The sequence below is a fragment of the Sphingobacterium sp. HJSM2_6 genome, assembly GCF_049316305.1.
Classification (GTDB): Bacteria; Bacteroidota; Bacteroidia; order Sphingobacteriales; family Sphingobacteriaceae; genus Sphingobacterium.
The window spans coordinates 92,258-118,155 of the sequence record NZ_JBMOXB010000007.1; the positions used below are offsets into that span (position 1 = coordinate 92,258).

A 25,898-nucleotide genomic window follows, 5' to 3' on the forward strand; every position below is an offset into this window, starting at 1 on the left:
TTTAATTACCACCCAATATTTTGAACTAGATTAGGATTTTGCTCGATCATACCAATGCTCAATGGCCAGAAATAATCTTTCTGAGAAAAGCGCTGATTTGCAATTAATACCCTCTGATAATATTCATCAGGTTTACTTGCCGTAATTTTATAACCATATATTCCTTTATCATATTCTATTGGTGCTTTTTTCCATCTTCTTAAATCCCAAAAACGATGTCCTTCAAATGATAATTCAATCAATCGCTCTCTTTGAATAATATCCCGCATACCTAATTGAGTATTGTATTTTCCTGGGCTATTGCTATAAGCATCCCAAGCTTCTCTAATATCTGGAACTCCCGCTCTTTCTCTAATCTCATCTAAGTAAAGAAACATTTCTTCACTTTTAGCACCATTTGGTCCTTCAGCTTCATTAATCGCTTCGGCATATAATAAATATAAATCGGCTAAGCGAATCATTGGCCAAGGATAAACGATAGCATCATATCCAGTTGCCGATGTTTGTCTACTTTGAGGATGAATAACTTTTTTCAAATAATAACCTGTTACAGGTCCCCAATCATAACCTTTCTTTTGCTGATTACCTCCAGCTCGTGCAGCTACCCAAAATAAATCTGCAGGCAGTGGATTATTTACCTCTACTGATTGACCATACCATTGTCCACCATCAAATCCTAACCAAGCATAAAATCTTGGCTCTCTATTAAAATTGACTGCTGCAGTAATATAATCCTTTCTGATATACCATTTTTCGGCATCTGTTCCTGATCTTAAGTCGTACTTAAATATATCACCCCATTGTACATCATTTTCTATAGGTAATCCTTTATCGGTATAAAACATTTCTGCTACTTTTAAAGGTGCTTGAAGGTGATTATATAAACCGGGCATATCTGGATATTGAATCCATTGTAAATTAGGAGAAGCGGCCATTTGTAGATTCCTATTCGCGCCTAATGAAGTGTGGGTATTTGCCCATACAACTTCTTCATTCCATTTTTCCGTAATTGCATTTCTTAAATCCATCTCTTTCATTAATGTATCGCTAATTCTCACCCTACTTTGGTGATAGTAAAGTTTATGATCTGCCTCATGCGCCAAATCAATAGCTTCTTTACAAGCAATAACTGCATCATCCCATCTTTTCTTAACTTCTTCAGGAGTTTTATCTGTTTTAAATAATTTTGTTCCTTTTTTATCAATTAAGGTGGCTTGGTCTTGATTATTATTGAATAAAGGGCTTGCTGCATAAACCATTACCTTAGCTTTGACTGCTGCGGCAATTGGTTTGGTAATACGGCCTAACTCTTCACGTGTTTGAACTTTTAATGGTAAATCTGTTAATGATTCGTCTAAAAGCTCAATTACATAATCGAAACATTCTTCCATGGGATCACGATATACACGCACCTGTTCTACACTGGCGTTGATATCTAAATTTTCACGAATAATTGGAATAGGTCCCCATTTTTTCATCAAATGAAAATGGAAATAAGCCTTTAAAAATTTGGTTTCCGATATCCATTGCAATTTTTCCCATTCTGGTAAATCAGGTACTTTATCTATATTTTCCAAAAGTATATTACAAGCACGTATACCTTCGTATATACCTCCCCAGTCATTCGCAATAGGTCCTGAAGCATTTTGCAAACCTCTTGCAATATTGAAAATGCCACCACCCCATACACCACCACTCTCTCTACGATCGATGATAGTCCATAACTCATCACCAGACATATAGCCTTGATCACCATCAAGATTTCCTTCTGAGGTAAGAAATCCATAACAGGTGTATAAATATCTGATTGCAGTAGCCCGCATACTAAATGCACTCTCCAAAGTTGCTAATCCATCATCAGGAACTATATCCAGGTATTTATTACAGGACATAGAGAAAGAGGTGAAGGTGATTAGCAATAAAAATTTAATTCTTATATTTTTCAAAAATAATTTCATAGCTTCTTCAATTAAATTAATTAAATGACATGTTTAAACCTAGGTTAAACACTTTTTGCAGGGGATAACCTAAACCATTTCCACCCATTTCAACATCCCATAATTTGAAATTGCTAAACAATAGTAGGTTAGTTCCACTAAAGTAAAAACGAAGGTTGTTTAATTTAAATTTATCCTTCCATTTACCCGGAACTGTATATCCTAATTCCGCTTGTTTTAATCTGATAAATGATCCATCACGCATGAACCAAGTACTTGATTGCATATTGTTCCAATTCAATGTGCTACTTAATCTCGGCCATAATGCGTGCATATCTTGATTATCTTCAGACCAGTGACTATCAGCGTAAGCTTTGATTAATTGTGTTTGATTTTGAAAAGGAGCTGTTTCAACTGGATTAATCCAGAATGACTCATTTGCTAAACCTTGGAAGAATACAGAGGCATCAAAACCTTTATATCCAACGGATACACCAAATCCATAAATAATTTCTGGTGAAGTGGGGTTTCCGATAGGCACTTGATCCGCACCTGTAATTTGACCATCTTTATTGACGTCTAAGTATTTAATATCTCCACCACCATACTCACTACCGAATTGTTGAGCAGGAGAGTTGTTTGCTTCTGAATCATCCATAAACAAGCGTTCCGCTATATATCCCCAATTTTGTTGTAAGGAATGTCCAACTCTGCTGCGGTAATTTTCTCTATATTCAGGCTCCTCATATACTTTAAACTTGCTGGTAGCATAGGTGAAATTAGCACGAGCTGAAGTCCAAAAATGTTCATTCCAGGAATGTTGGAAATCAGATTGTACTTCAAAACCTTTTGCAGCAGCCTCTCCTATATTTGCTCTAACTTGTGCTTGAAGACCCATTGTTGCTGGAATAGCAGCACGTGTCATTAAAATATTTTTACGATTCTCATTAAAATATTCTAAGGTTATTTTGCCTTTGTTGAATAAACCTATATCAACAGCCATATTTTGTTTGGTCGATGTTTCCCAAGTAATTTCTGAATTGGCATAACGGTTAATACGTATTCCACTCCTCCAATTTTCTAAATTCTCCCCAAACGTTGCACCTCTAGAACCATCGTTCATATTCACTTGAGAAAGATAGAAGAAACGATCCCAACGGTCACCAATTTGGTCATTACCAACTAAACCATACGTATAGCGTACTTTTAAGTTGCTAACAACATCTCTATAATTTTCCCAAAACTTCTCATTCGAGATGGTCCATGCTGCTCCTGCAGACGGGAAAAATCCCCAACGATTGTTTGCAGCAAAACGTTCGGAACCATTATATCCAAAGTTGAATTCGAAGAAATATTTTTGATCGTAATTATAAGTTGCTCTACCCGCTAAACCAACATTTCTTGAAGGAAGTGAAAGTTGTAGGTTACCTTGATTGGCTGCAATCCATTGTCTAGTCGTAAATACGGCTAAAGCACTAATTCCATGTTTATTAAATGTGTTGTTGTAGTTTAATCTCGTTTCTGAATAGGTAGTAGCTTCCACATCCTTACCACTTTCCCCATACCCTAAATATTCTGTACCTGAGTTTTCATTAGTACGTTCTAAATGGTATTCTCCGGTAAAGCTGTCGTAACCTCCTCTTAGTTGATAAAAATATGGGTTATACATACGATATACACTAAACTCAGATAATCTAGATAGGTTTAACATCGTCATTAATTTTAAACCTTTCGTGATAAATTCTAAATCTTGATTGACTTCAACAGAGGCTAGGATTTGTGATCTAGAACGATCCTTGTATCCTCTAACCATTTCCGCATAGGGATTTCGGTAAGCATTATTTCTAGCATTTCCGAACATGATGTGCTTGGTAAATTGGAAATCGTCATCAATCGGATAATATGGTGCAAATTGAACCGGATTACTGTGCATAACCATGTAATACATGTCTTGTCCAGAAGAATGTGGACCTGTATAATCGTCAAAGTTACCAGCTAACCTAACCGCTAATTGCGTAATAGGGGTGATGTTAATGTCAACATTCGCTCTCAAGTTATAGTTTTTAAAATCGATATTATTATTAAAACTATTTCTTTTGTCGACTTTCAATATACCATTATCTTTCATAAAGGCAGATGAAACAAAGTATCTCGCTACTTTACCACCACCAGTTACACTTAAATTTCCGCGTTGAGATGTAGCATAATCATTAAATAACATTTTATGCCAATCATTTGCAGGATAGATATATGGACTTGATCCAGGCTTTAACGTATTTTCAATTTTATCTTGAGAATATTGAATATCCGCTAATGGATTTCGAGTTAAAATGGACTCATTTTCTAATCTCATATATGTTATAGGATCTGCCAATTCAATATTATTGGTAGGTCTATTGACAGAATACTCACTTCTGAATGATATTTTTGCAGGCCCTTCAGCTCCTCGTTTCGTAGTGACTAATATTACCCCATTTGCTCCCCTCGCGCCATAAAGTGCGGTTGCGGTAGCATCTTTCATTATGGAGAAGCTTTCTATATCATCGGGTTGTAACCTTGCTAAATCCGTTGTAGTCAACTCGATATTGTCAATTAAAATTAAAGGTCTTGTATTTGCACCAAAGGTAGTAATACCCCTTACAAAGAAATCTGCATTATCTGCACCGGGTTCACCACTACGTTGATATGCAATCATACCGGCTACATTACCAGCAAATGCTGCTGTTAAATTACTTGCGGGAATTTTTAAGTCTTTAGGTCTTACGGAAGTTACAGAACCTACAACTTCGGTCTTTCGTTGGGTACCAAATCCAACGACTACGACTTCTTCTAAAGTACTTGAGTCTACTAATAAGGTGATGTTTAATTCTTTTTCATTGTTAATAGCAACTTCTTTGGTTAAATAACCGACGTTGCTAAAAACTAGTGTTGCAGGCCTAGCATTCAAATCAATAATGTAATTACCATTTTGATCGGTTTGAGTACCCAATTTTTGAACTCCTTTTACTTGTACTGTAACTCCAGATAAGTTGCCATCCTTATCTTTTACATTACCTGTTAGTCGCAAATCTTGTGCAAATAAGAGATGCTGTCCTAAGAAGATAAACGATGCAAGTAAAGCGGTTTTCATACAGAGGTATTTCGCTTTTATCATAAATTTAGTTTATAGGTGATTAATGTTATTCTTCGAAAGACGACATAAAAAAGTCATGTCATTACCTTTTAAGGTGATGAATTTCTTTTTAAACATGTTATTAAACGCATGCTGAAATTGTTGCAATGCCTTTAATAGTAATGCTTTAATCGTTTAATCTAATTATTGCTTTAAGTTTATGTTGTCGGAAAGCATGTTTAACTATCCTTTTATTTATATCTGGTTAAAAATGGATACGATTTCGGTTAATAAAATAATATCCGTAGTTCAAATCTAACGAACATGATATAAGTTAGCATCCTGTGCTGTCCTGTGATTTAGAATAAGTTCAGAAAAATAGACCTATATCGTTTTACCTATTTGATTTTTGGGTAAATTATTTTCCTTTCTACGGTATGAATCAAGCTTTTTAGTTTTATTCCTTAATGCTAAAATTTAACAGTTAAGAATTATTTATTTCTTCTTCAAAACTTTCGATGTTTTTTTTATGAAATATCCAAACGGTTAATAGTTGATTGAATTTAAATAGCGACTCTGTAATCTTCTGTTATAAAATGAAAGTTATATTTTAAATCTGTTCATATTCCTGATACAGATAGTTTGTTTTTTTTAGTTTACGAATATTAAATACGGATAACTAAATAAAATAAAAATTATCACTTAATATTAACTATTAGATAATAGGAGTCTTAATAATATAACAAAGATTGGTTTGTCATCATATTGTCATAAGATATTTAGCAGTCTTCTATTTCCCAGCATCAGTAGGCTTTCCTCTCCTAATTTTTTTGGGGTAACCTAGTGCTAAGTGTTTGAAAAATATGCAGTAATCTATAATAAAGCTTTAATAAGTCCTTTTTTGATTTTTTTTATTTTTTAATCCAAATCAAAAATCAAAAAATATGTGTTTACACATTAAGTAATAATTGGAAGATTTATTAACTTCATATAAATAGACAATTTTGTAGTCAAATAATTACATTTACCAATAATTGATACAAAACACGCATAAAAACGCAAATTAATTCATTTACTTTGTGTGATATAATTTACATTATAGGAAATCAATTAATAACGATTATACTCTATTAAATTATAGCTACTTAGAAGAACATAACCCCAAGTATGAAAAAAATTTTGATAACAGAGGATAATGAAATCCTTTTAAATATGATGAGAGTATTTCTAGAGCGTGATGGATACCAAGTTTTTATTTGTCGATCTGGAAAAGAGGCTGTTGAATCTATCAAAAATGGACAATTCGATTTATTTCTTGTAGATATTATGCTTCCCTATTTGAATGGGATGGAGGTAATCAATCAAATCAGAAAAAGCCCGCAAAATTTAAATGCTCGTATAATAATAGTTTCAGACTTTACGGATGAAAACTATGTTCGTGAGGGTTTTGAATTAGGAGCAAATGATTTCTTGAAAAAACCTGTTTCGCCTGCTGAATTAGTGACTAGAGTTCGTCATCATTTGAATGAAGTTTTTTATTAATGAACTTTGAATTTAATCTATTCGATAGCGAAATCTGGAGGGTTTTAATATATATCGCTATATTCTTTTGGATTTTGGTATGGATACTAGTAATCTTCATTATAGCCTCATTTCAATACCGCACCTATCGTTATCAAAAATCGTTAGAAAAGATTGAGCCTATTTTAAGTGAAATAATCGAAGGAACCCTTTATATGGAAAATGCGAATTTCGATCAAGATGTTCGTTTAAATCTTCGAGGAATTCATGTCGAGGATACTGCGGATCGAAGGGCATTGAGATTTGTTTTAAAACAATATTATCAATTGTTGGCCGGCGATTACCGAGAATTCATTATTCGTATTTTTAGGGTAAATAATTTAAATAAACTTTCTTTAAAGAAGCTTCAAAAATCATTTATTTATAATACTGAAATCATTGCTACGCTCAATGATTTAACCATTATGCAAGAGCCTATTTCAGATGAAATGGCTGTAAAATTTTTAGAATCTAAAAATGGGCAAGTTGTCCGATCCACCCGTGATCATTTAATTAAGTTAAAAGGATTAGAAGCATTGCCTTTAATATTTGGGAAGATAAATGCGATTAATAAACTTGATGTCATAGAATTATACGAAAGTATCCGAAAAATAAAAAATTCCAACAGCTTTAAATTTCATCCCTTTTTGAAAGCCACAAATCATTACAATCTAAACGCCATTTTATTGGATTTGATTGTGAACTATCAAGAATATGATTCGAAGGAAACGTTATTAAAACTGTTCGAAGTAGGAGACAATGCATTGAAGGTGAAAGTGGTAAATAGCATTGGCAAGTTGATGCTATATGAAGAGGAGTCGTTCTTAATTGAAAAATACGAACACGAATCAGAAGAAGTTAGGTTAGAGATATTGAAAGCATTAGGTCGACTATCTGTAGGAGGAGCGATTCCATTTTTAAAAACCCAGTTTGAGAATATTGCACTGCCGATATCTTACCGTAAACATAGTTTAAGATCCATCTATTCACTAAGAAAAACGGCTCCAGGAATCCTAGATGAATTGGAACAACATGCTGAAGAAGAAAATTTGAAGTTGATAAAATTTATTAAAAACCCATTAATTAAATATATATAGTTGTGATTCATACCTTAGAATATTTTTTTGGGTCTTATTCCCTGGCATTATTCATCGTATACGTTGTATTATTTGTAAGTTCTTTAATTGCCATATTGAAATTTATATCGATAGGTAGGTACTGGAGCGATTCCAAGTTAAGACAATCCGATAATGCGCCAGGTATTAGCATTATAGCCGCAGCTTTTAATGAATCGGTAACTATCATTGATAATGTACGTTCACTACTCACCCTGCACTATTCAAGGTATGAAATTATCGTTGTGGATGATGGGAGTACAGACAATACCTTAGAGAAACTAATAAAAGAATTTGAGCTGGTAGAAATTCCTGAATATTACATTGAGTATAAAGTAATATCCTCACCGATATTACGGATCTATCGATCCACCAATATATCATTCCGGAAATTAACTATTATTACGAAAATCAATGGCGGTTGTAAAGCGGATGCCGTCAATGCGGGATTAAATGTCGCGATATTTCCTTATATCCTTAATACCGACGTTGATTCTGTACTGGCTAGTCAAACCTTAAGTGATCTAATTCAACCGGTTCTTTCTTCGCGCAAACGTGTCATTGCGGTAGGTGCCACGTTACGCATGTCCAATTCGTGTATTGTCGAATCTGGAAAAATTGAAAAAATTAATTTGCCATCCAATTATGTTGTTCGATTTCAAGAAATGGAATATATACGGGCTTATTTATTTGGAAAAATGGGTTGGTCTAGCTTTAATGCGGTATCCAATGTTTCTGGCGGATTGGGTTTGTTTGATAAAGAAATATTATTGAAAACAGGTGGATACGATATCAAGTCTTTGGGCGAGGATATGGAGATTCTTATCCGTATGTGTGCTTATTGCTGCGAGGAAAAAATTGATTATGCGGTAAAATACATTCCCAAAACATTGTGTTGGACTGAAGGCCCCGACAATTTGAAAACCTTTGTAAGGCAACGGATTCGTTGGTCTAGAGGCTTGTTTCAAATCATTAAAGATCATCGTAGATTGATATTCAATGCAAAATATAAAAAACTGGGTACCGTAGTGATGCCTTATAATTTGCTGTTTGAATTTTTTGCCCCAATTGTTGAACTATTGGGTCTCATTTTCTTCATATTTATGGCTTCGATTGGTGCAATCAATTGGGATATGGCTGCGCTTATCCTGCTGATGGTTTATAGCTTTTCCGTCTTTATGACCACCTATTCCATTTTACTCGACCACTTGATCAGTAAATATTATGATAACTGGTTTGAAGTAGGAAGATTGTGTATGATTGCCTTTTTTGAACCATTTATTTATCATCCAATCATTGTATTCTGTAGTTTGAAGGGCTATGTGCAAGAATTACGTGGAAAGAAACATGTGTGGGGAGAAATGGTCAGAAAAGGTACAGTAAAAAAAGCAGAATTAATTGATTAACATGAAGACATTGAAGATACTATACGTATTACTCCTTATATTTTCTATACAACCTAGTTTTGCGCAAGTAAAGTGGGAAGGAAAAGATCAAAATCCAGATGATTTAGTAAAAACGGGACTAAAATATGTCGAACAGAATCAGCTGAATGAGGCGATCCAACTAGCCAAAACAGTGCTTAATAAATATCCTTCTTATTTAGATTTTACCTATATCATGGGTATAAGCTATCTAAAAATGGGCAATTATGATTGGTCAGCACAGTATTTTCGCCAAATTATAGCGAGTAATCCAAATTACTTAGATGCTTATAGTGGATTAGCAAGATCACTTTGGAAATTGGGAAATTATCAAGAGGCTGATGCCATCTGGACTACCTCAAATTTTCTGGAAAAGGATCAAAATTATGTTCATCAGCTAAAGAAAGAATACGATGAGGAAACCTTAGCACAGAGGAACACATTGAAATTAGAACAAACCCTAAAAGGGATTGCTCAAAAAAACTCCTTGGCGGATATGCAACTCTTGGATTCTATTCTTTTAGCACATCCAGATCGCTTAGACGTGCTGCAATTAAAGGCCAACATAACTCATTTCAATAATCCTGACCTATCTATCGGATTATATAGACAATTAATCCTAGAAAAGTACGAGGCGGAATCTAATTTAAATAAGATAGCCGCTTGGTACGCTTCGAAAAAGGAATATCATCAGGCAGCAGAGATTATGGACTCTTTGATCATACTTAATCCAAAAGAAACAGCTTATACGGAATTGAAAAGTGTATATGAGGATAACAAGACCTATACCTATTACTTGATTTTAGATCAATCCTTTGTAAGTTACGATAGACCTGTAGGAACTTATTTCATGAGTGGCCTAGGATTGGGTGCAAAACTAAATCCTAAAATATCCTTGTCTGGTCAGGTTAATTGGGCCAATTTGAGAAATGGAGAGGGTTTTCAGTATTTGCTGGAATCATGGATGAATTATTCCAAAACCGTATATTCCTACAACAGTGTGGCTTATTCTACAAGCTTAGCCTTTCCTACTTGGCGGGCTGCATATACGATTTATAAAGAATTTCCTACTTGGCAGGTTGACCTTGGGTTAAGGTATATGAAACCGCAAATAGGGGAGGGAAATTATTCAGGTGTTGCCTCGATAGGAAAATATATTGGCGCTAACTTTTTTTACTTAAGAAGTTTCTTAACCTTCGACCAAGACCGCATAGAGACCTCCTTTGCAGGATCTTGGAGGTATTATTACAATGAAAATAAACCTGAAACTTTCTTTACCATACTCGGGAATTTAGGAACATCTCCGGATGATAGGGAACGTTATTTATTTTATAACAATCCTTCCGTATTCAAATCATATGCTATTGGAATGGGAATACAGCATAAATTTGGTAAATATATTGTTGGTTCAAATGGGAATTGGTCGATTTACAAAATCACAGATATTAACTATTTAAATCAATTTAATTTAAATTTGAGCCTAAAACGTTATTTTTAATATGTTAAGGTGGTTGATTTTTATAGCTATGAATTTGTTGGTTTCGAGTACTTACGCGCAGAAAAGTATTCAATTCATGAAGAGTGGAAAAAGTGATTATGTTATTTTACTACCTTCAAAAGATAGATACGCTGAAAAAGCGGCTGTCATCTTGCAGTCTTACATTAGAAAATCTACTGATTTTGAATTGCCAATACATCATACAAAGACGAGCAAACAGCCCAGTATAATTTTTTCCAATACAGCTAATCCCGCTCTGAAGGATGAATTTCACATAAGCGTACAAGGGAAAAATATCCATATCAAAGCATCTGGTGAAACCATCCTATTTGCTACCTATCAATTGATCGAAAATCTCTTAGGAGCAAGAAAATGGTATATTGGGGAAGAGGGTACCCATATTCCTAAACATCAACAACTCAGTTTACCTAGCACCTTTCATTTATCTGCGAAACCTTCTTTTGACTTCCGAGAAGTTTACTTTCCAACGGAATTGGATGAGGAATATTTAGATTGGCATGGGCTACACAATTTGGAGAAATTGTGGGGCTTATGGGGGCATAGTTTCAATAAACTAATTCCAGCAGCTGAATATTTTCAAGAGCATCCGGAATATTTTTCATATTATCGAGGAAAACGACAACCCAATCAATTGTGCCTGTCAAATCCAGCGGTTTTTCAGTTGGTTAAAGATAAATTTCAACACCTGATCGCCGATCAACCGGATGCGACCTATTGGTCTATCAGTCCTAATGATGATCTTGGATATTGCGAATGCGATGAGTGTAAAGCAATTGATCAAGAAGAAGGTGGCCCACAAGGATCATTAATGAGATTTGTGAATCAAGTAGCTCAAGAATTTCCAAAGCAGAAATTTACTACGCTAGCCTATACCTACAGTGCCAATCCACCACTTAAAGAAAAAGCTCTGCCTAATGTGTACGTCATGTTAAGTAGTATAGATGCTTACCGTAGCAATCCTTTAAGTAAAGAGCCTAGTGCTCAGGCATTCCGCTCTCAACTCAATCGATGGAAAGAAAAAGCATCCCATATTTTCGTTTGGGATTATTATACCCAATTTACCAATTACCTTGCGCCATTTCCACAATGGGGAACTATAGGAGATAATATTCGATATTTTAAGAATAATCAAGTTCAGGGGGTTTTTGCTCAAGGGAGTGGCCATACCTATTCAGATTTCGCAGAATTAAAAGCCTATTTATTGGCAAAATTATTATGGAATCCTGATTTAAAAGAAGAGGATTTGATTGCCGAATTTGTTCAAGGATATTATGGAAAAGCAGCTCAAGAGATCTTACGGTATATAAAAACTATTCGTGAAGATTTAATAAGCAAGCAAGCCAAATTGGATATTTATGGCAATCCCATCGATAATCATCGAGACTTTCTATCCCCAGAAGCTATAGACCTATACAGCAGCATATTGGATCGTGCAGAAGATGCAGTAGCGGATAATCCTTTATTCGCAAAAAGGATAGCAAAAATTAGGTTGTCGTTTGAATACGTGGTTTTCCAACAAGCCAAATTTTTTGGAATTGATAAGCATGGGATTTACGACTTTGAAGAGGGACAATGGAAAGTGAAACCAAAATTTGAAGAAAAACTTCAACGATTCATTCATTCCTTGAATACTTCGGATATTAAAGAATTATCGGAAGACGGAATGACGGATTCGCTGTACGCGGCAGAATGGAGAAAAATACTGCAGAGTGAAGTGAGACCAAATTTGGCAGCAAAAGCTCACGTTACTTTGGCACATCCTTTTGTTCCTGATTTTCCTGCCAAAGGATTAAAGACTTTAATAGATCAAAATCCAGGATATTTAGATTTTAGTTATAACTGGCTTATTTTCAATGGCAAGCCTTTGGATGCAACAATTCATTTTGATAAAGCCGAAGAGATCCAATACATTGAAACACAATTTCTAGATGATGCTCGTCACTGGATATTTAAGCCTCGTCGTGTGCGGTTTTTCATTTCTAAAGATGCCGTAAATTTTGAAGAAGTTTTATCGCAAACCATTCCAGACCTGGACGAGGATTATGAAAAAGGAAAGTTTACGGTAAAACTCAATTTGGAGAAACAAGTGGTGAAATCGATACGAATACTTGCAGAACCTTTTGATCAATTGCCCGAGTGGCGCTTTCATCCAAATAAGAAACCAAATTTAGCTATAGACGAAATTTGGGTTCAATAGTTTGTTAAAAGAATGCGTAGTGCCTATCTATTCAATCGACCAACTGGGCAAGTGTCGGATGAAGGACATAACCTTTTCTTTGTACAAATCTTTGTTTATTCGAAAATAATAGGCGCCCCTTTTGGAATTTTCCTTGTCTTTTTCATTTAGTTTGATCAATATCCCAGAAGCATTAAGTTTTCTACTAAAATTCCGTTTATCAAAGGTGATTTGATAAACATTTTCATAGATGGTAGCAATTTGAGGTATGGTGAATTTTTCCGGCAATAATTTAAATAAAATAGGGTATAAGGCAGCCTTACTTTGCAATTCTCGGATCGCTTGGTCTATCATGTCATGGTGATCGAAAATAAGTTTAGGGATTTCTTTAAGTGGAAACCATTGCGATTCATATCGATCATTTTGAGTATTTTGATATTTTTGTTTATCCACTAAAGCATAATAGACTATACTGATTACTCTTTCTCCAGTCTCTCTGTTGGGCTTTCCAAAAACACCACATTGATCCATAAAGATATTTTCTAATCCCGTTAACTCTTTTAAGACTCGTGAAGCAGATCGTTCTGGAGATTCGTCCGGTTGAACGAATCCTCCCATTAAACTCCATTTGCCAATTTCTGGTTCAAAACCTCTCTTAATTAATAAAATATCAATGGTTTCACCGTTAAATCCAAAAATTATGCAATCTACCGCTACAAGTAATTTGCTTTCTTTTTTATAATACTGCATGAGATTGCGTATCTACTTCGTTTGTAAGAATATATATGTTGTAATTAATTTATAAACAAAAAGTATTGTTTTGAGATTAATTATTTTACAAAAGTAGTTTATTTTATAGGTTTAAACCAAAATTTTTCTGATAAAACATACAATCTATTTAATAATAAGTTGCATTTATTGAAAAAAACGATTCCTGATAAGCCATAGGAGGAAAGGATAGATGTACTAATAATTTGTTTAGGAATCGATTTTTGGATGTATCCTTTCTTGTTTTTTTACGGATTAATTATTCATGGATGGAATCATTCCGGTAATCATAGGTTTAGGAACTTGCAGGCTATTCTATTCAAGTTTTTTAGGTTAACATTTTACTGGATTATTTTGTTATTGCTGGGACAAATAAGAGGAGTGAACTATGGAATAGCAATGGATATGAAACGGATCTTGTTCGAAATTTTTCGAAGGAATTCCGCATAAGATCCGATGAAGATCCAAGCAAGATCCTTGAAAGTATTGGGTTCAGACTAAATTTTATCTTCGGAAATAGCCTGTGCTGATTTAGTATATTGCTAAAATACATGTATATTAGACATTTAAACCGAAGTCAACATACAACCTATGAAACCCATAAGCTTATCTTTTCTGATTTATCTATTTATGTTCGTTATTGGCATAAATCATGTTCATAGTCAAGCGCTGATAAAGACGGAAGACTTACCTATACGTGATCCATTCGTCATTACCGATAAAAAAGAAAACAGGTATCTTTTGTACAAATCGCAGTCTGTGAAACTCGATAATGGTAAAATCGTAGGGGGTGTTGCTGCCTATGAAAGCACCGATATGCAAAACTGGAAAGGTCCTATTCAGGTATTGCAAATTCCTGAAGAAAACACCCTAAATGGTGGGATTTGGGCGCCTGAGGTTCATGAGTATCAAGGTCATTATTATATTTTTGCAACTATAAATACAGACAAGACTTGGAAAGCAGCAAAAGCAGACTGGCCGCCTTACCAATACCGATCAGTGCAGATATTTAAAGCAGATAATCCTTTGGGACCTTTTAAATCTTTTGCTAAAGATCCACATTTGGACATGAAAGATATGACCTTAGACGGTACACTATGGGTTGAAAAAGGAATCCCATATATGATTTATTGCCATGAATGGGTACAAATCAATGATGGCACCATGGAATTAATTGCCTTGGAAAAAGATTTGTCCAAAACCAAGGGTAAATCTAAAACATTATTTAAAGCCTCCGAAGCAAAATGGTCTACTGGCACAAGGCATAAGGATCAAACGAGGAGCTATGTAACCGATGGCTGTTATGTTTATCAAAGCAAAACCGGAGAACTTTTGATGATTTGGTCTAGTTTATGAATGGAAATTATGCGGTAGGGGTAGCGCGGTCGACCACAGGTAGCATTCATGGCCCTTGGGAGCAAGAAGTTAATCCCATATTTGAAAAAAATGGTGGGCATGGAATGATCTTTAAAGATTTAAAAGGAAATTTATTTTTGGTTTTACATGGTCCAAATTCACCAGCGGGCAAGGAACGTGCACAGTTTTTCCCTATTCAAGATATGGGTAATACGTTAACGATAAATCAGACTCAGGTCAATTAAGGGTTTTATTTTGACTAAATTAGGCAGTGTTGAAATTCTAAATTAATCTTGTTTTTCGACTAAATATTTCCAATACCGTTTTGGTACATGTTGAATATGCAATTTTAAATTTTTCCGAGATTCAATGTTGGTCGATTTAAAATATGTTTTCCATAATAACTGATACAACGGTTCTTTGGCATCTAAATCGATAGGAACAGCTAAAGCTTGCTCTTGATTTATCGAACTGGACGGGATGATTTCATGTACCTGTCGTAAATCATAATGGTATCCATAGTTCCGCTTTACATCAAATATGATCCATTGTTGATCTGCATATCTGTTTTGAAAAAATCGAACAATTAAAGGTAACACGTTAAAATCTGGGTCAATTATCGCGGAATACAGGTCATGCTCATCTTTTTGAAAACGAATAAATGCTTTCATGCGATGTCTTTCCCGACTTACCTTTTTTAGTATGTCTGAAAAATATAAACTATCTGCATGGCCATAGTTTTTTAATATAAAATGATTTCCTTTAAAAATTTGAATCATCAGTCTAAAACTGATCAACCAAGCCTTACGGTCTTCAGAAAGGAAATTGTTGAAAAACAAGGCTGTTGTATGCTTGCCTAATATTTTTTCTAATGACTTTATTATCCGTGCTGCTTTTTGTGGATCTGTGTGAATTGTTTTCTTTTGGCTAAATAACTCATTCCCCATATCTTCTTCAAGGCTAGGGATAGCATTAAATTCTTTGTTTTCGTACATCGCAAAAAAGGCGCTAAGATAGCCATTATAGGAACCATCGAAAATATAGTATATCATTAAAATAAGGAGAGCTGCTGTGGCGTTTTAATGGATGAATATTTGCTAGTTCCTAATGATAATATAGATTCTTTTACATTTGCCATGGGTAAGTCCCCCCAGGTGCTTTTTGTATCTGCACAACACATGAAAAATCGCGCTCGATTGTAGGCAATACCCATTTTTTTTACTTGATATTCATAAATTCTACCAAACTTTCTAGACTGCACTATCTTTCTTGCTGAATTTCTTCCAATTCCTGGAATTCTTAGGATAAGTTGATAATCGGCGGTATTAATATCGATAGGAAATACCTGTGGGTTTCTTAAAGCCCAACTTAATTTGGGATCAATATCGAGATCTAAATCCTGAAAGGTAGGATTTAAGATTTCTTCCAAATCAAACTTGTAAAAGCGCAATAACCAATCTGTTTGATATAGTCTATTTTCACGTATTAGTGGTGGGGAAGTTCCAATTTGTGGTAATAAGTTATTCTCGGCATTGATGGGGACATATCCACTGTAATACACTCTTTTTAATTGATATTTTTGGTAAAATTCTGAAGAAATCTTCATGATTTCATAATCATTTTCTGGGGTTGCGCCCACGACCATTTGTGTGCTTTGGCCAGCAGGTACAAATGATGGAACATGTTTTAATACCGCTTTTTCTTCCTGGAACATCTTTTTTTGGCTATTTACATAAGCCAATGGTTTTCGGACAGAATCATGGTCTTTCTCTGGTGCCACGAGCTTTAATCCTTCCTCTGTAGGGATTTCTAAATTAATACTCATGCGGTCTACGTATAGTCCCGCTTCTTTAATGAGTTCTTCACTTGCTCCGGGAATAGTTTTTAAATGAATATATCCATAAAAGCGTTCCTCTGTTCTTAGTTTTTTTACAATGCGCATCAATCTTTCCATCGTAAAATCTGCAGACTTGAAAATACCTGAACTTAAAAACAGCCCTTCAATGTAATTTCTACGGTAAAAGTTCATTGTCAATTCGACGACTTCGTTCACTGAAAATGCCGTTCGCTGAATATCATTGCTTCGACGACTTACACAAAATGCACAATCGTATATGCAATAATTAGTTAAAAGAATTTTCAGTAAGGAGACACATCGACCATCTTCGGTATACGTATGGCATATTCCAGAACTCGAGGAATCACCTATTCCACCTTTGTTTTTGCGATTGCCTCCGCTAGAACTACAACTTACATCATATTTGGCGGCATCAGCGAGTATATTAAGCTTTTCTGCTAGTGTTATCATATTATTAATATTGAAATCACATAACAAATTTACTAATTTAATTAGTAAATTAACTTAATAAATGTAATTTTAACATATAATAATATAAATTTTTTAGTTTTATTAGTATAGCGGAGTTATGGATATTGTCTTAATAAATGGGAGATTTAACCTATGTTCAGGTTTCCATCTCTTCCAATATCAAAATCTTGTCCAGCTATTGCATTTGCTGCTACTTTAAATAGGGTTACTATTTTGTTGGATTTTGAATCCCAGTAGTAAACATCCTCTGGGTTAATACAAAGTAATTGAATTTTAGGGTCATTTTGACCTTCATTAAACCAGGCTTCCATCATTTTATTCCAATATTTGTCTATTTGAGCTTGATTTCTTAATAATTTCCCCGTGCCACTTATCGTTAGAAAGCAGTAGTTTTTTGGATCAGCATAAGTAATGGTGAGTTTATTGTTTTTCTGCAAATTTTGATAGGTTTTACTTTCTGAAGATAACATAATCCAAATTTGCCCTTGATCATCGACCTCTTGTCTACTCATAGGAACAATATAAGGATAGGGTTCATCTTTTTGAAAGGTACTCAGCATACCTATATCTATGCTATTGACAATAGATTGTAGTTTTTCAATTGCCTCTTGATTGCTTAAATTTTCTGTGCTCATAATTGCATGTTTTTTTGTGCTGTGTAGTTATTAGATTTTAAACACCTCATTTCACGGAATTGTTCAAAATATTTTTCGTTAAGCGATTCCACGTTACATTTAAGGATTTGAAAAATTCAATCGAATGCAGGTTCCGCGATTGATTTCACTCTGAATATGAATCTGAATATTCAATTTGTCGATTATTCTTTTTACAATCGACATACCTATACCTGAGCCTTCAAATTGTTGGGCATTATCCATTCGTTTAAAGATTTCAAATATGGAACTCAAATCAGATGCTTCCATCCCAATTCCATTATCCGTAATATAATATGCGACGGAGTCATCTTCTTCTTTTGCATGGATGAGTACATGAGGAACTTCTTTTTTGGAAGAGTATTTAATCGCATTGCCAATGAGGTTCAGAAATAACTGATAGATTAATGTTTTCTCTCCATATATAGGCAGGATGTTTTTGGTCTCTATCTGAGTTTCTGCTCGTCCATACTGTGCTTTACATTGATAAATGATATCTTCGATCATATCCTTTAATTCCAATTTCTCTTTTTGAAACGTGATGGAATTTGCGGAGGCTAAATCATGAATTCTATCCAGCATGGAACACATTTGATCTACAGAATGCGTTATTCTTTCTGTAAACTTGACTAGGGTATCTTTATCTGTTAAGGGTCTTTGTTGTATAAATTGCGCAGAAAGTTTTATTGCTGTAAGTGGATTTTTCAAATCATGACTTACGGTATAGGCATAAGTGTCTAACGCATTATTTCGCTCAATTAACTTTTTGTTTAGACTTTCAATTTCTTGAGATTTTTGGATTAATGCATTCAGAACGATATGCTTTATTCGTGTTAAAAAATATGTTTGCCTTTCATTCCAAGGAATTGCTTTCCCTTGTACATCTTCTACCCATAATTCAAAAGATTTTCTTGGAGAAATGGAGCTTTGGGTGCTGCCGACACGATGGCTGTATAGCTTCGTTGGATTTCCTGCCCATTTGCGTTTAAAAATTAGTTCTTTTCTAAACCAAACAATGGAAAGATCACGGTTTTCACCTACAATGAAAGTAGCAATACCGGGAAAGTTTCGGTAAGATGCCGGTACTTCAGGTATCAGGGATTGTATATTTGGACTAGTGACTAAGGTTTGGCCTTCACGAGCATGGATTAATACCGTCATTAATTGCTGGATATCTTCTTCAGCCGGTGTTTCCCCATGCAAATGAATCTTATTTTGGTGAATCAATGCGAGGCCATCGCTTCTCATAAACCACATTAAATCATTCGCGAGGTTATTTAATTCTCCAATGGGGTCTTGTTTTAGGAGTAACTTTTCTTTCAGTAATAATTCAAACTCTTGAACTTTTTCTTTAAATAGCAGTAATTTAATATTTCTTTGTTCTTGAAATTTTGCAGCTGCGGAATATGTCAAGGCTAAGGCCAAGTTTCGATTGGCTAGGTCAATATGCTTTGCTTGTATAGACTGGCAACACACTAAACCCCAAAGTACATTATTGATGATGATAGAAAAACTTATCGATGATTTAAATCCAGCATTTTTTAAATATTCTAAATGTATAGGCGCTAAGGATCGGATATTAATCGAAGATAAATTAATTACTGCAGGGGAAATTCCTGAAATTTTAATGCTAGGGAGGTCAATATCAGTTACAAATCGGCAATGTTTTTTCAAATAAAAGGTTCTTGCTTGAATAGGAATGTCAAATTCAGGATAATGATATCCCAAAAAAGATTCGAGTGACGTATCGGTTAAACTTTCAGCAATGACAACTCCACTTTGATCTTCATTAAATTGGTAAATCATGACCCTGTCCATTGCGATAACATCCTGAATATAACCGCATAACAATTGCCAAACATTGGTTTTCACCTGTTGTATGCCTAATATTTTTGAATTAATGCGGTGCATACTCATCACAGGCTCGGCCACTTTAAATTCAAATTCGAAATAGAAAATATCTTGATATTCATGAATGGATAAGTGAAATGGCTTGCCATGAATACTTAATTCCAAAGATTCCAATAATTCCTGTTCTTCAATAAGCTTACGCAGCCCTGTAACTTGACTATTGGAGATAATTTTATGATGATGTAATTCCTTTAATAAATTCTTATGCAAACTATTGTTCCATGCGGATCCTAAATACGCTAAATAATTATCACTAAAGGATATAATGTTTAGCGATTGGTCTGCAAGAATTAAAAAGCCTAAATTTTGGATTTCGCCTAGAAAAGAAAGGTTGATCTCTTCACAAGATTGACGTATTGATGTCATAAGGGTATTGTTAGTGTTTTTATCTTTCTTTCTTTAACAACAACGAATTAGTAATGCGGCCTAATCAACAGCATTTTGAATCAAGTATTGCATTTATTAGGAAGTTAAACCCCATAATTAGAAAGGCAATCTATCGTACACCATAAACAATTATTGGAGGCAATTGTTTCGGGTCAAGGAGAATTCTTAATGAGGCTGGCTATCAAACATTTTGGTTGTTTTTAGGTTAAATTTGATATGGATGTACTTGCGTTTAGAAAAGAAGGGATTTATTGTATTCCCGGTAAATTCTATATTGACCCTTGGTTACCTGTAGATTATGCGTTAATTACGCATGGTCACTCGGATCATGCAAGAGTGGGGATGAAAAAATACTTATGTCATCATCATTCCGTGTTGATCTTAAAAAGCCGTTTAGGAGCTAATATTTCAATTCAATCAGTTGCTTATCAGGAGCCTATCCAAATCAATGGCGTCAAAGTATCATTTCATCCAGCAGGACATATCTTGGGTTCTGCACAAATACGAATGGAATATAAAGGCAAAATAGTGGTAGTCTCTGGAGATTATAAGTTGCAAGATGATCATTTATCTACTGCCTTTGAGCCTGTTAAATGCCATGAATTTGTGACTGAAAGCACTTTTGGCCTGCCCATCTACCAATGGCCATCGATAGCTCAGTTGAATAAGCAACTACAAGATTGGGTGCTACAAAATAAAAGCTATGGCAAGACTTCGGTCTTTATAGGCTATTCATTAGGGAAAGCTCAGCGTATTTTACAGGCCATAGGAGATAGTTCAGCGACCTATGTGCATTATTCTATTCATAAAATGAATCAAGCCTATTTAGAGGTCGGAATCCCGCTGGCTGATTATCAATTGGTTGATTTTCGGGAAGATGTTAAATTTTTGGATCAGCAAGTGGTCATTCTTCCACCTGCATTATTAGATACAAATATCATCAAGAAGATCCCCAATATGGCATATGCCATGTGTTCAGGATGGATGGCTGTAAGAGGGGCTAGACGTTGGCGTAGTGCAGATGCAGGGTTTGCGATGAGTGATCATGCGGATTGGAAGGACTTACTATTGGCAGTACGCTCATGCGAAGCAGAGAAAGTATTCGTCACCCATGGAAAGACTGCCGTATTTGCTAAATATTTGAATGAATTAGGGATAGCAGCGGAGGAGGTGAAAACCGCTTTTTCTAATGATGATGAAGAAACGCAGTTGATGGAAGGAATGGAAGAATGAGAGCTTTTGCAAAATTAATTAATCGTTTAGATAGCACGAATAAAACCAATCAAAAATTAGAAGCTATCCGTGAATTTTTAAGCGATGGGAATGATCAGGATAAACTTTGGTTTTTAGCGCTGTTTACTGGAAAAAGGCCTAAAAGAATGGTGAATACCAAATTGATGAAATCGTGGTTATTGGAACTTGTGGATATTCCGGAATGGCTTTTTTTAGAGAGTTATGCTTCGGTAGGAGATTTAAGTGAAACTATATCATTAATGCTTCCTGCTCCTACAGGTTATACGGATTACTCCCTTTCAGAATGGATGGAAAAAATCGTAGGGTTAAAAAATCAAACGGAGGAGGAGAAGAAAGAATTTGTCAAGAACACTTGGGGCGCCTTGCCTCATTTGGAACGGTTTATATTTAACAAATTGTTAGGAGGTAGCTTTCGTGTAGGAATATCTAGTCAGAGTTTAATTAACGCGATTGCAAGTTATTATCAATTGGAACCCAGCGCTGTTTCCCATAGCATTATGGGGGATTGGTCGATGGAAGATACCTCCTTTGAAAAACTCATTCAAGGAGACTATAGTAATACCAATTTGTCAAAACCATATCCGTTTTGTTTAGCTCATCCTATTGGATCCATAGAAGAAACCTTGACTGATTTAAGCAGTTGGAGTGCTGAATATAAATGGGATGGGATTCGAGGGCAAATCATCAAACGAAAAGGTGAAGTGTTTATTTGGTCTAGAGGGGAAGAATTGGTCAGTAAGCAATTTCCTGAATTGCTAGAAGTTTTTCTGCGTTGGGAAGGGGATTTTGTGCTGGATGGTGAAATTCTAGCTTTTAAGGATCAGCAAATACTTAATTTCGCTATGTTGCAAAAACGCTTGAATCGGAAAGTATTAAGCCCTAAAATTTTGGAGGAGGTACCCATAGGTATATTCCTATATGATTTGTTGGAGTTGAATGCGGTCGATTGGAGAGATCGAGGTTTTTTGGAAAGGAGAGCCGCTTTAACGCAATTGTATCATCAGCAAAAAACTAACCCAAGGATTAAAATGTCAGAGCTAATCCCATTTCAGAGTTTTGATGATTTGAAACGTATACGTTCTGCCTCTAGAGAAATGAATAGTGAAGGTCTGATGTTAAAGCAGAATTCTTCTTTGTACCATGTAGGCAGGAAAAGAGGCGATTGGTGGAAGTGGAAGGTTGATCCCTTACGTATTGATGCCGTGTTAATCTATGCTCAAAAAGGAAGTGGTAGAAGGAGTAGCTATTTTACAGATTATACATTTGCTGTTCGAGATGGTGAACAATTAGTCACGATAGCCAAGGCCTATTCCGGTTTAACAGATCAAGAAATTAAGGAAGTCAGTAAGTTCGTCAATGCCAATAGTTTGGAGAAATTTGGACCTGTGCGTACTGTAAAAGCAGAATTAGTTTTTGAAATTGCTTTTGAGGGAATTTCTTGGAGTAAAAGGCATAAAGCAGGTGTGGCGCTTCGATTTCCAAGAATTGCGCGTTGGCGGCGAGATAAGGATGTTTCGGAAATTGATGATTTATCGACTTTGAAGGAGTTGATCGATTGAAAAGCTTGTAGATTCCATGTTTTTTTATTCTTCCAATTCCTTGGATCTCCTCTCTATTGTATTAGGTAGGAAATGTAAATGAGGTGATTTTTCAATAATAAAATTGAAAGATTTATAATTGAAAGGAAATTCTTGTAAAATTTTTGAATGGCATAGCTTTAACTAAAATTATTATTGCATATTTGTTTCTCAAATTTTAAACTGTTGTTAATTTGATTTTTCAGATTAACCAAACCTAATCAAATATAATTTATCATCGTATGATTAAACATTTATTGACGAAGGCTTGCATGGTACTGGTTTTAGTGGTCATGTTTAGTTCCTGTCAGCAAAAGCGTTCTGGAAATCCAAAGATATTAGTGTTTAGTAAAGCAACTGGATTCCAACATTCCTCTATTGCCGCTGGTAATACAGCCTTACTTAAATTAGGCCAGGAAAATAAGATGGATGTAGATACAACAAGCAATGCCGATATATTTAACGAAGACTCGCTGAAGAATTATTCTGCAGTAGTGTTTTTAAATACTTCTGGGGATGTATTGAACAATTATCAAGAGGCAGATTTTGAGCGCTATATTCAAGCAGGCGGAGGCTTTGTCGGAATACATACAGCGGCAGAGACTGAAATCGACTGGGGATGGTATCGTCGTTTGGTAGGTGGATATATCGCTTCGAACACGGAAGTAAAGAATGCTAAATTATCCATTGTAGATAAATCACATGCATCTACTAAAACGTTAAACGATACTTGGGAGATTACGGACGAATGGCCAACATTTAAAAACATGAATCCTGATGTTAAAGTATTAGTTAAAGTAGGAAAGGATGTTCTTAATAATCCAGCAGTTAAAGAAGACAGTCCAATATCATGGTATCATGATTATGATGGCGGTCGTTCTTTTTATACAGCAGTAGGTCATCAAGACGCTAGTTTTTCTGATGCTCAATTTTTAAATCAACTATTAGGAGGAATTCAATATGCGATTGGCGATAACTATGAGTTAGATTATAAAAAAGCTAAAACAATCAGAGTACCGGCAGAAGAAGATTTTGAAAAGGTAACGATGGGTTTTGGTGAGTTTTCTGAACCTACCGAAATGGCTATTTTGCCAAACCTTAATATATTAGTTGCTCAACGTCGTGGTGAGTTAATGTTATTCAATCAGGAAACAAAGGCTGTTACTCAGGTTGGTCTGCTAGATGTTTATCATCAAACCACCGTGCCGAATGTAAATGCGGAAGAAGGATTCATGGGATTGGCATTAGACCCTGATTTTGAAAAAAATAATTTCGTTTATGCTTACTACAGTCCAAAAGATACATCAGTAAACCGTTTGTCCAGATTTGAGTTTAAAGACAATAAATTAGACATGGCTTCTGAAAAGATCGTTTTGCAATTATATTCTCAACGTAATATTTGTTGTCATACAGGTGGTTCATTAGCTTTCGGAAAAGATCGTGTATTATTCTTATCCACAGGTGATAACTCGACGCCATTTGATGAGGGAGGACAAAAATTTGTAAGTAATGGCTATTCACCGAGAGACTCTCGTGAAGGTCATGAGCAATATGATGTACAAAGAACTTCTGGAAATACCAATGATTTGCGCGGTAAAATTTTAAGAATCGTCATGAAAGAAGACGGTACTTACGATATTCCTGCAGGCAATTTATTTGCAAAAGGCCAAGAGAAAACCAAACCAGAAATTTATGTTATGGGTAATAGAAACCCTTACCGTATTTCTGTTGATCAAAAGAATGGGTTTTTATATTGGGGAGAAGTTGGTCCAGATGCTAATGAGGATAACCCTGTGCGTGGTCCTAGAGGATACGATGAAGTAAACCAAGCACGTCAAGCAGGTTATTTTGGATGGCCATATTTTGTGGGCGACAACTATGCTTATGTTGCCTATAATTATGAGACAGGTGAAAGTGGACAGGCTTACGATCCAAGTAAACCAATCAATGATTCTAGAAACAATACTGGATTAAGAGAATTACCTGCCGCACAACCGGCATTTATTTGGTATCCATATGCAGCATCGGTAGATTTTCCTCAAGTTGGATCTGGTGGTCGTAATGCGATGACTGGGCCGATTTATTATGCTGAATTATTCCCTAAAGAATCTAGGTATCCAGAATACTACGAAGGTAAATTATTTATATACGATTGGATTCGTGGTTGGATAAAAGTAGTTTCTATGTTGCCAAATGGAGATTTTGATAAAATGGAATCTTTTATGGGTTCTACAAAATTTGCTAATCCTATCGATATGGAAGTAGGTCCGGATGGTAAAATATATGTATTGGAATATGGTAGTGGTTGGTTTAGTAAAAATCCAGATTCTGGAATTTCTAGAGTAGATTACAATCCTAAATCCAATAACAAACAGGTTGCGGATGGAAAGAAAGCTGAAGGTAATGATAAACCAGATGGCCCAATGGGACATCAAGAGGGTTCTACACCTAAGGGTGAAAGCCTAATTGCAGCATCTGATTGTAAATCTTGTCATACACTAGATAAGAAATCAGTAGGTCCAACGTATCAAGATGTGGCTAAAAAATATAAAGATAATAAGGACGCTTCTGCGCTATTAATAAGTAAAATTCTTAATGGTGGCAGTGGAGTTTGGGGTGAAGTAGCGATGCCAGCACACCCAGGAATGAAAGAAGAGGAAGTAAAAGAAATGGTAGACTGGATTCTTTCTTTATAAAAAATGCTTAAGATAATTAAAAGAAAAGGTGCGAGTAATCGCACCTTTTCTTGTTTATACGGGTCGGCTCTTGTTTTCCAAATCAAAATAAATTTAAAAAAATTATAGAAATGATCTTTTTAAT

The 25,898-nt window shown here is 35.1% G+C and carries 17 protein-coding genes; 10 read left to right on the forward strand and 7 right to left on the reverse strand.

Translation table 11 applies throughout. The features are described from left to right. Positions 1–5 precede the first annotated feature (5 nt). Entirely contained in the window at positions 6–1,892 is a 1,887-nt protein-coding gene (locus ACFRAE_RS08175) for a RagB/SusD family nutrient uptake outer membrane protein (protein ID WP_422796650.1), read from the reverse strand. A gap of 82 nt (positions 1,893–1,974) precedes the next feature. After that, entirely contained in the window at positions 1,975–5,067 is a 3,093-nt protein-coding gene (locus ACFRAE_RS08180) for a SusC/RagA family TonB-linked outer membrane protein (RefSeq protein ID WP_422796651.1), read from the reverse strand. Positions 5,068–6,216: 1,149 nt separating this feature from the next. Here ACFRAE_RS08180 and ACFRAE_RS08185 point away from each other — a divergent pair. From ACFRAE_RS08185 to ACFRAE_RS08205, 5 genes are all read left to right on the forward strand, one after another. After that, complete coding sequence (locus ACFRAE_RS08185) at positions 6,217–6,591, forward strand: response regulator transcription factor (RefSeq protein ID WP_422796652.1); 375 nt, start codon at positions 6,217–6,219, stop codon at positions 6,589–6,591. Continuing rightward, entirely contained in the window at positions 6,591–7,706 is a 1,116-nt protein-coding gene (locus tag ACFRAE_RS08190) for a hypothetical protein (protein WP_422796653.1), read from the forward strand. Before ACFRAE_RS08185 ends, ACFRAE_RS08190 begins: the two co-directional genes overlap by 1 nt. A 2-nt stretch (positions 7,707–7,708) precedes the next feature. Continuing rightward, complete coding sequence (locus tag ACFRAE_RS08195) at positions 7,709–9,130, forward strand: glycosyltransferase family 2 protein (protein ID WP_422796654.1); 1,422 nt, start codon at positions 7,709–7,711, stop codon at positions 9,128–9,130. A 1-nt stretch (position 9,131) separates the two neighbouring features. Continuing rightward, positions 9,132–10,646 carry a YaiO family outer membrane beta-barrel protein gene (locus ACFRAE_RS08200; protein WP_422796655.1) on the forward strand — a complete coding sequence of 505 codons (1,515 nt, stop codon included), beginning with the start codon at positions 9,132–9,134 and terminating at the stop codon, positions 10,644–10,646. A 76-nt stretch (positions 10,647–10,722) separates the two neighbouring features. Next, positions 10,723–12,864, forward strand: a complete 2,142-nt coding sequence (locus ACFRAE_RS08205) for a DUF4838 domain-containing protein (protein ID WP_422796656.1) — start codon at positions 10,723–10,725, stop codon at positions 12,862–12,864. Between the two features lie 27 nt (positions 12,865–12,891). Here the strand turns inward: ACFRAE_RS08205 and ACFRAE_RS08210 are convergent, their stop codons facing one another. Beyond that, entirely contained in the window at positions 12,892–13,593 is a 702-nt protein-coding gene (locus ACFRAE_RS08210) for an NUDIX hydrolase (protein WP_422796657.1), read from the reverse strand. Positions 13,594–14,202: 609 nt separating this feature from the next. On the opposite strand from ACFRAE_RS08210, the gene ACFRAE_RS08215 reads away from it, so the two are divergent. After that, positions 14,203–14,967: a family 43 glycosylhydrolase gene (locus ACFRAE_RS08215; protein ID WP_422796658.1), complete on the forward strand. Its 765-nt coding sequence runs from the start codon at positions 14,203–14,205 to the stop codon at positions 14,965–14,967. Further along, on the forward strand, positions 14,964–15,212 hold the full coding sequence (locus ACFRAE_RS08220; RefSeq protein ID WP_422796659.1) for a hypothetical protein: 249 nt from the start codon (positions 14,964–14,966) through the stop codon (positions 15,210–15,212). Before ACFRAE_RS08215 ends, ACFRAE_RS08220 begins: the two co-directional genes overlap by 4 nt. Positions 15,213–15,254: 42 nt before the next feature. On the opposite strand, the gene ACFRAE_RS08225 is transcribed toward ACFRAE_RS08220, so the two are convergent. From ACFRAE_RS08225 to ACFRAE_RS08240, 4 genes are all read right to left on the reverse strand, one after another. Next, complete coding sequence (locus tag ACFRAE_RS08225) at positions 15,255–16,019, reverse strand: TIGR03915 family putative DNA repair protein (RefSeq protein ID WP_422796660.1); 765 nt, start codon at positions 16,017–16,019, stop codon at positions 15,255–15,257. Beyond that, a complete protein-coding gene (locus ACFRAE_RS08230; RefSeq protein ID WP_422796661.1) occupies positions 16,019–17,275 on the reverse strand; it encodes a putative DNA modification/repair radical SAM protein in 1,257 nt (418 codons plus the stop codon). The genes ACFRAE_RS08225 and ACFRAE_RS08230 overlap by 1 nt, the downstream gene beginning before the upstream one ends. Before the next feature lie 146 nt (positions 17,276–17,421). Next, entirely contained in the window at positions 17,422–17,931 is a 510-nt protein-coding gene (locus ACFRAE_RS08235) for a pyridoxamine 5'-phosphate oxidase family protein (RefSeq protein ID WP_422796662.1), read from the reverse strand. Positions 17,932–18,030: 99 nt separating this feature from the next. Next, positions 18,031–20,226: a sensor histidine kinase gene (locus ACFRAE_RS08240; RefSeq protein ID WP_422796663.1), complete on the reverse strand. Its 2,196-nt coding sequence runs from the start codon at positions 20,224–20,226 to the stop codon at positions 18,031–18,033. 237 nt (positions 20,227–20,463) lie between these two features. Between ACFRAE_RS08240 and ACFRAE_RS08245 the strand changes: the two genes are divergently transcribed. The 3 genes from ACFRAE_RS08245 to ACFRAE_RS08255 all read left to right on the forward strand — a co-directional run bounded on the left by ACFRAE_RS08245 (position 20,464) and on the right by ACFRAE_RS08255 (position 25,774). After that, positions 20,464–21,480: a ligase-associated DNA damage response exonuclease gene (locus ACFRAE_RS08245; protein WP_422796664.1), complete on the forward strand. Its 1,017-nt coding sequence runs from the start codon at positions 20,464–20,466 to the stop codon at positions 21,478–21,480. Beyond that, positions 21,477–23,060, forward strand: coding sequence for an ATP-dependent DNA ligase (locus ACFRAE_RS08250; RefSeq protein ID WP_422796665.1), 1,584 nt, complete (start codon positions 21,477–21,479; stop codon positions 23,058–23,060). Before ACFRAE_RS08245 ends, ACFRAE_RS08250 begins: the two co-directional genes overlap by 4 nt. Positions 23,061–23,320: 260 nt before the next feature. Beyond that, positions 23,321–25,774, forward strand: coding sequence for a ThuA domain-containing protein (locus ACFRAE_RS08255; RefSeq protein WP_422796666.1), 2,454 nt, complete (start codon positions 23,321–23,323; stop codon positions 25,772–25,774). Positions 25,775–25,898: the final 124 nt, after the last annotated feature.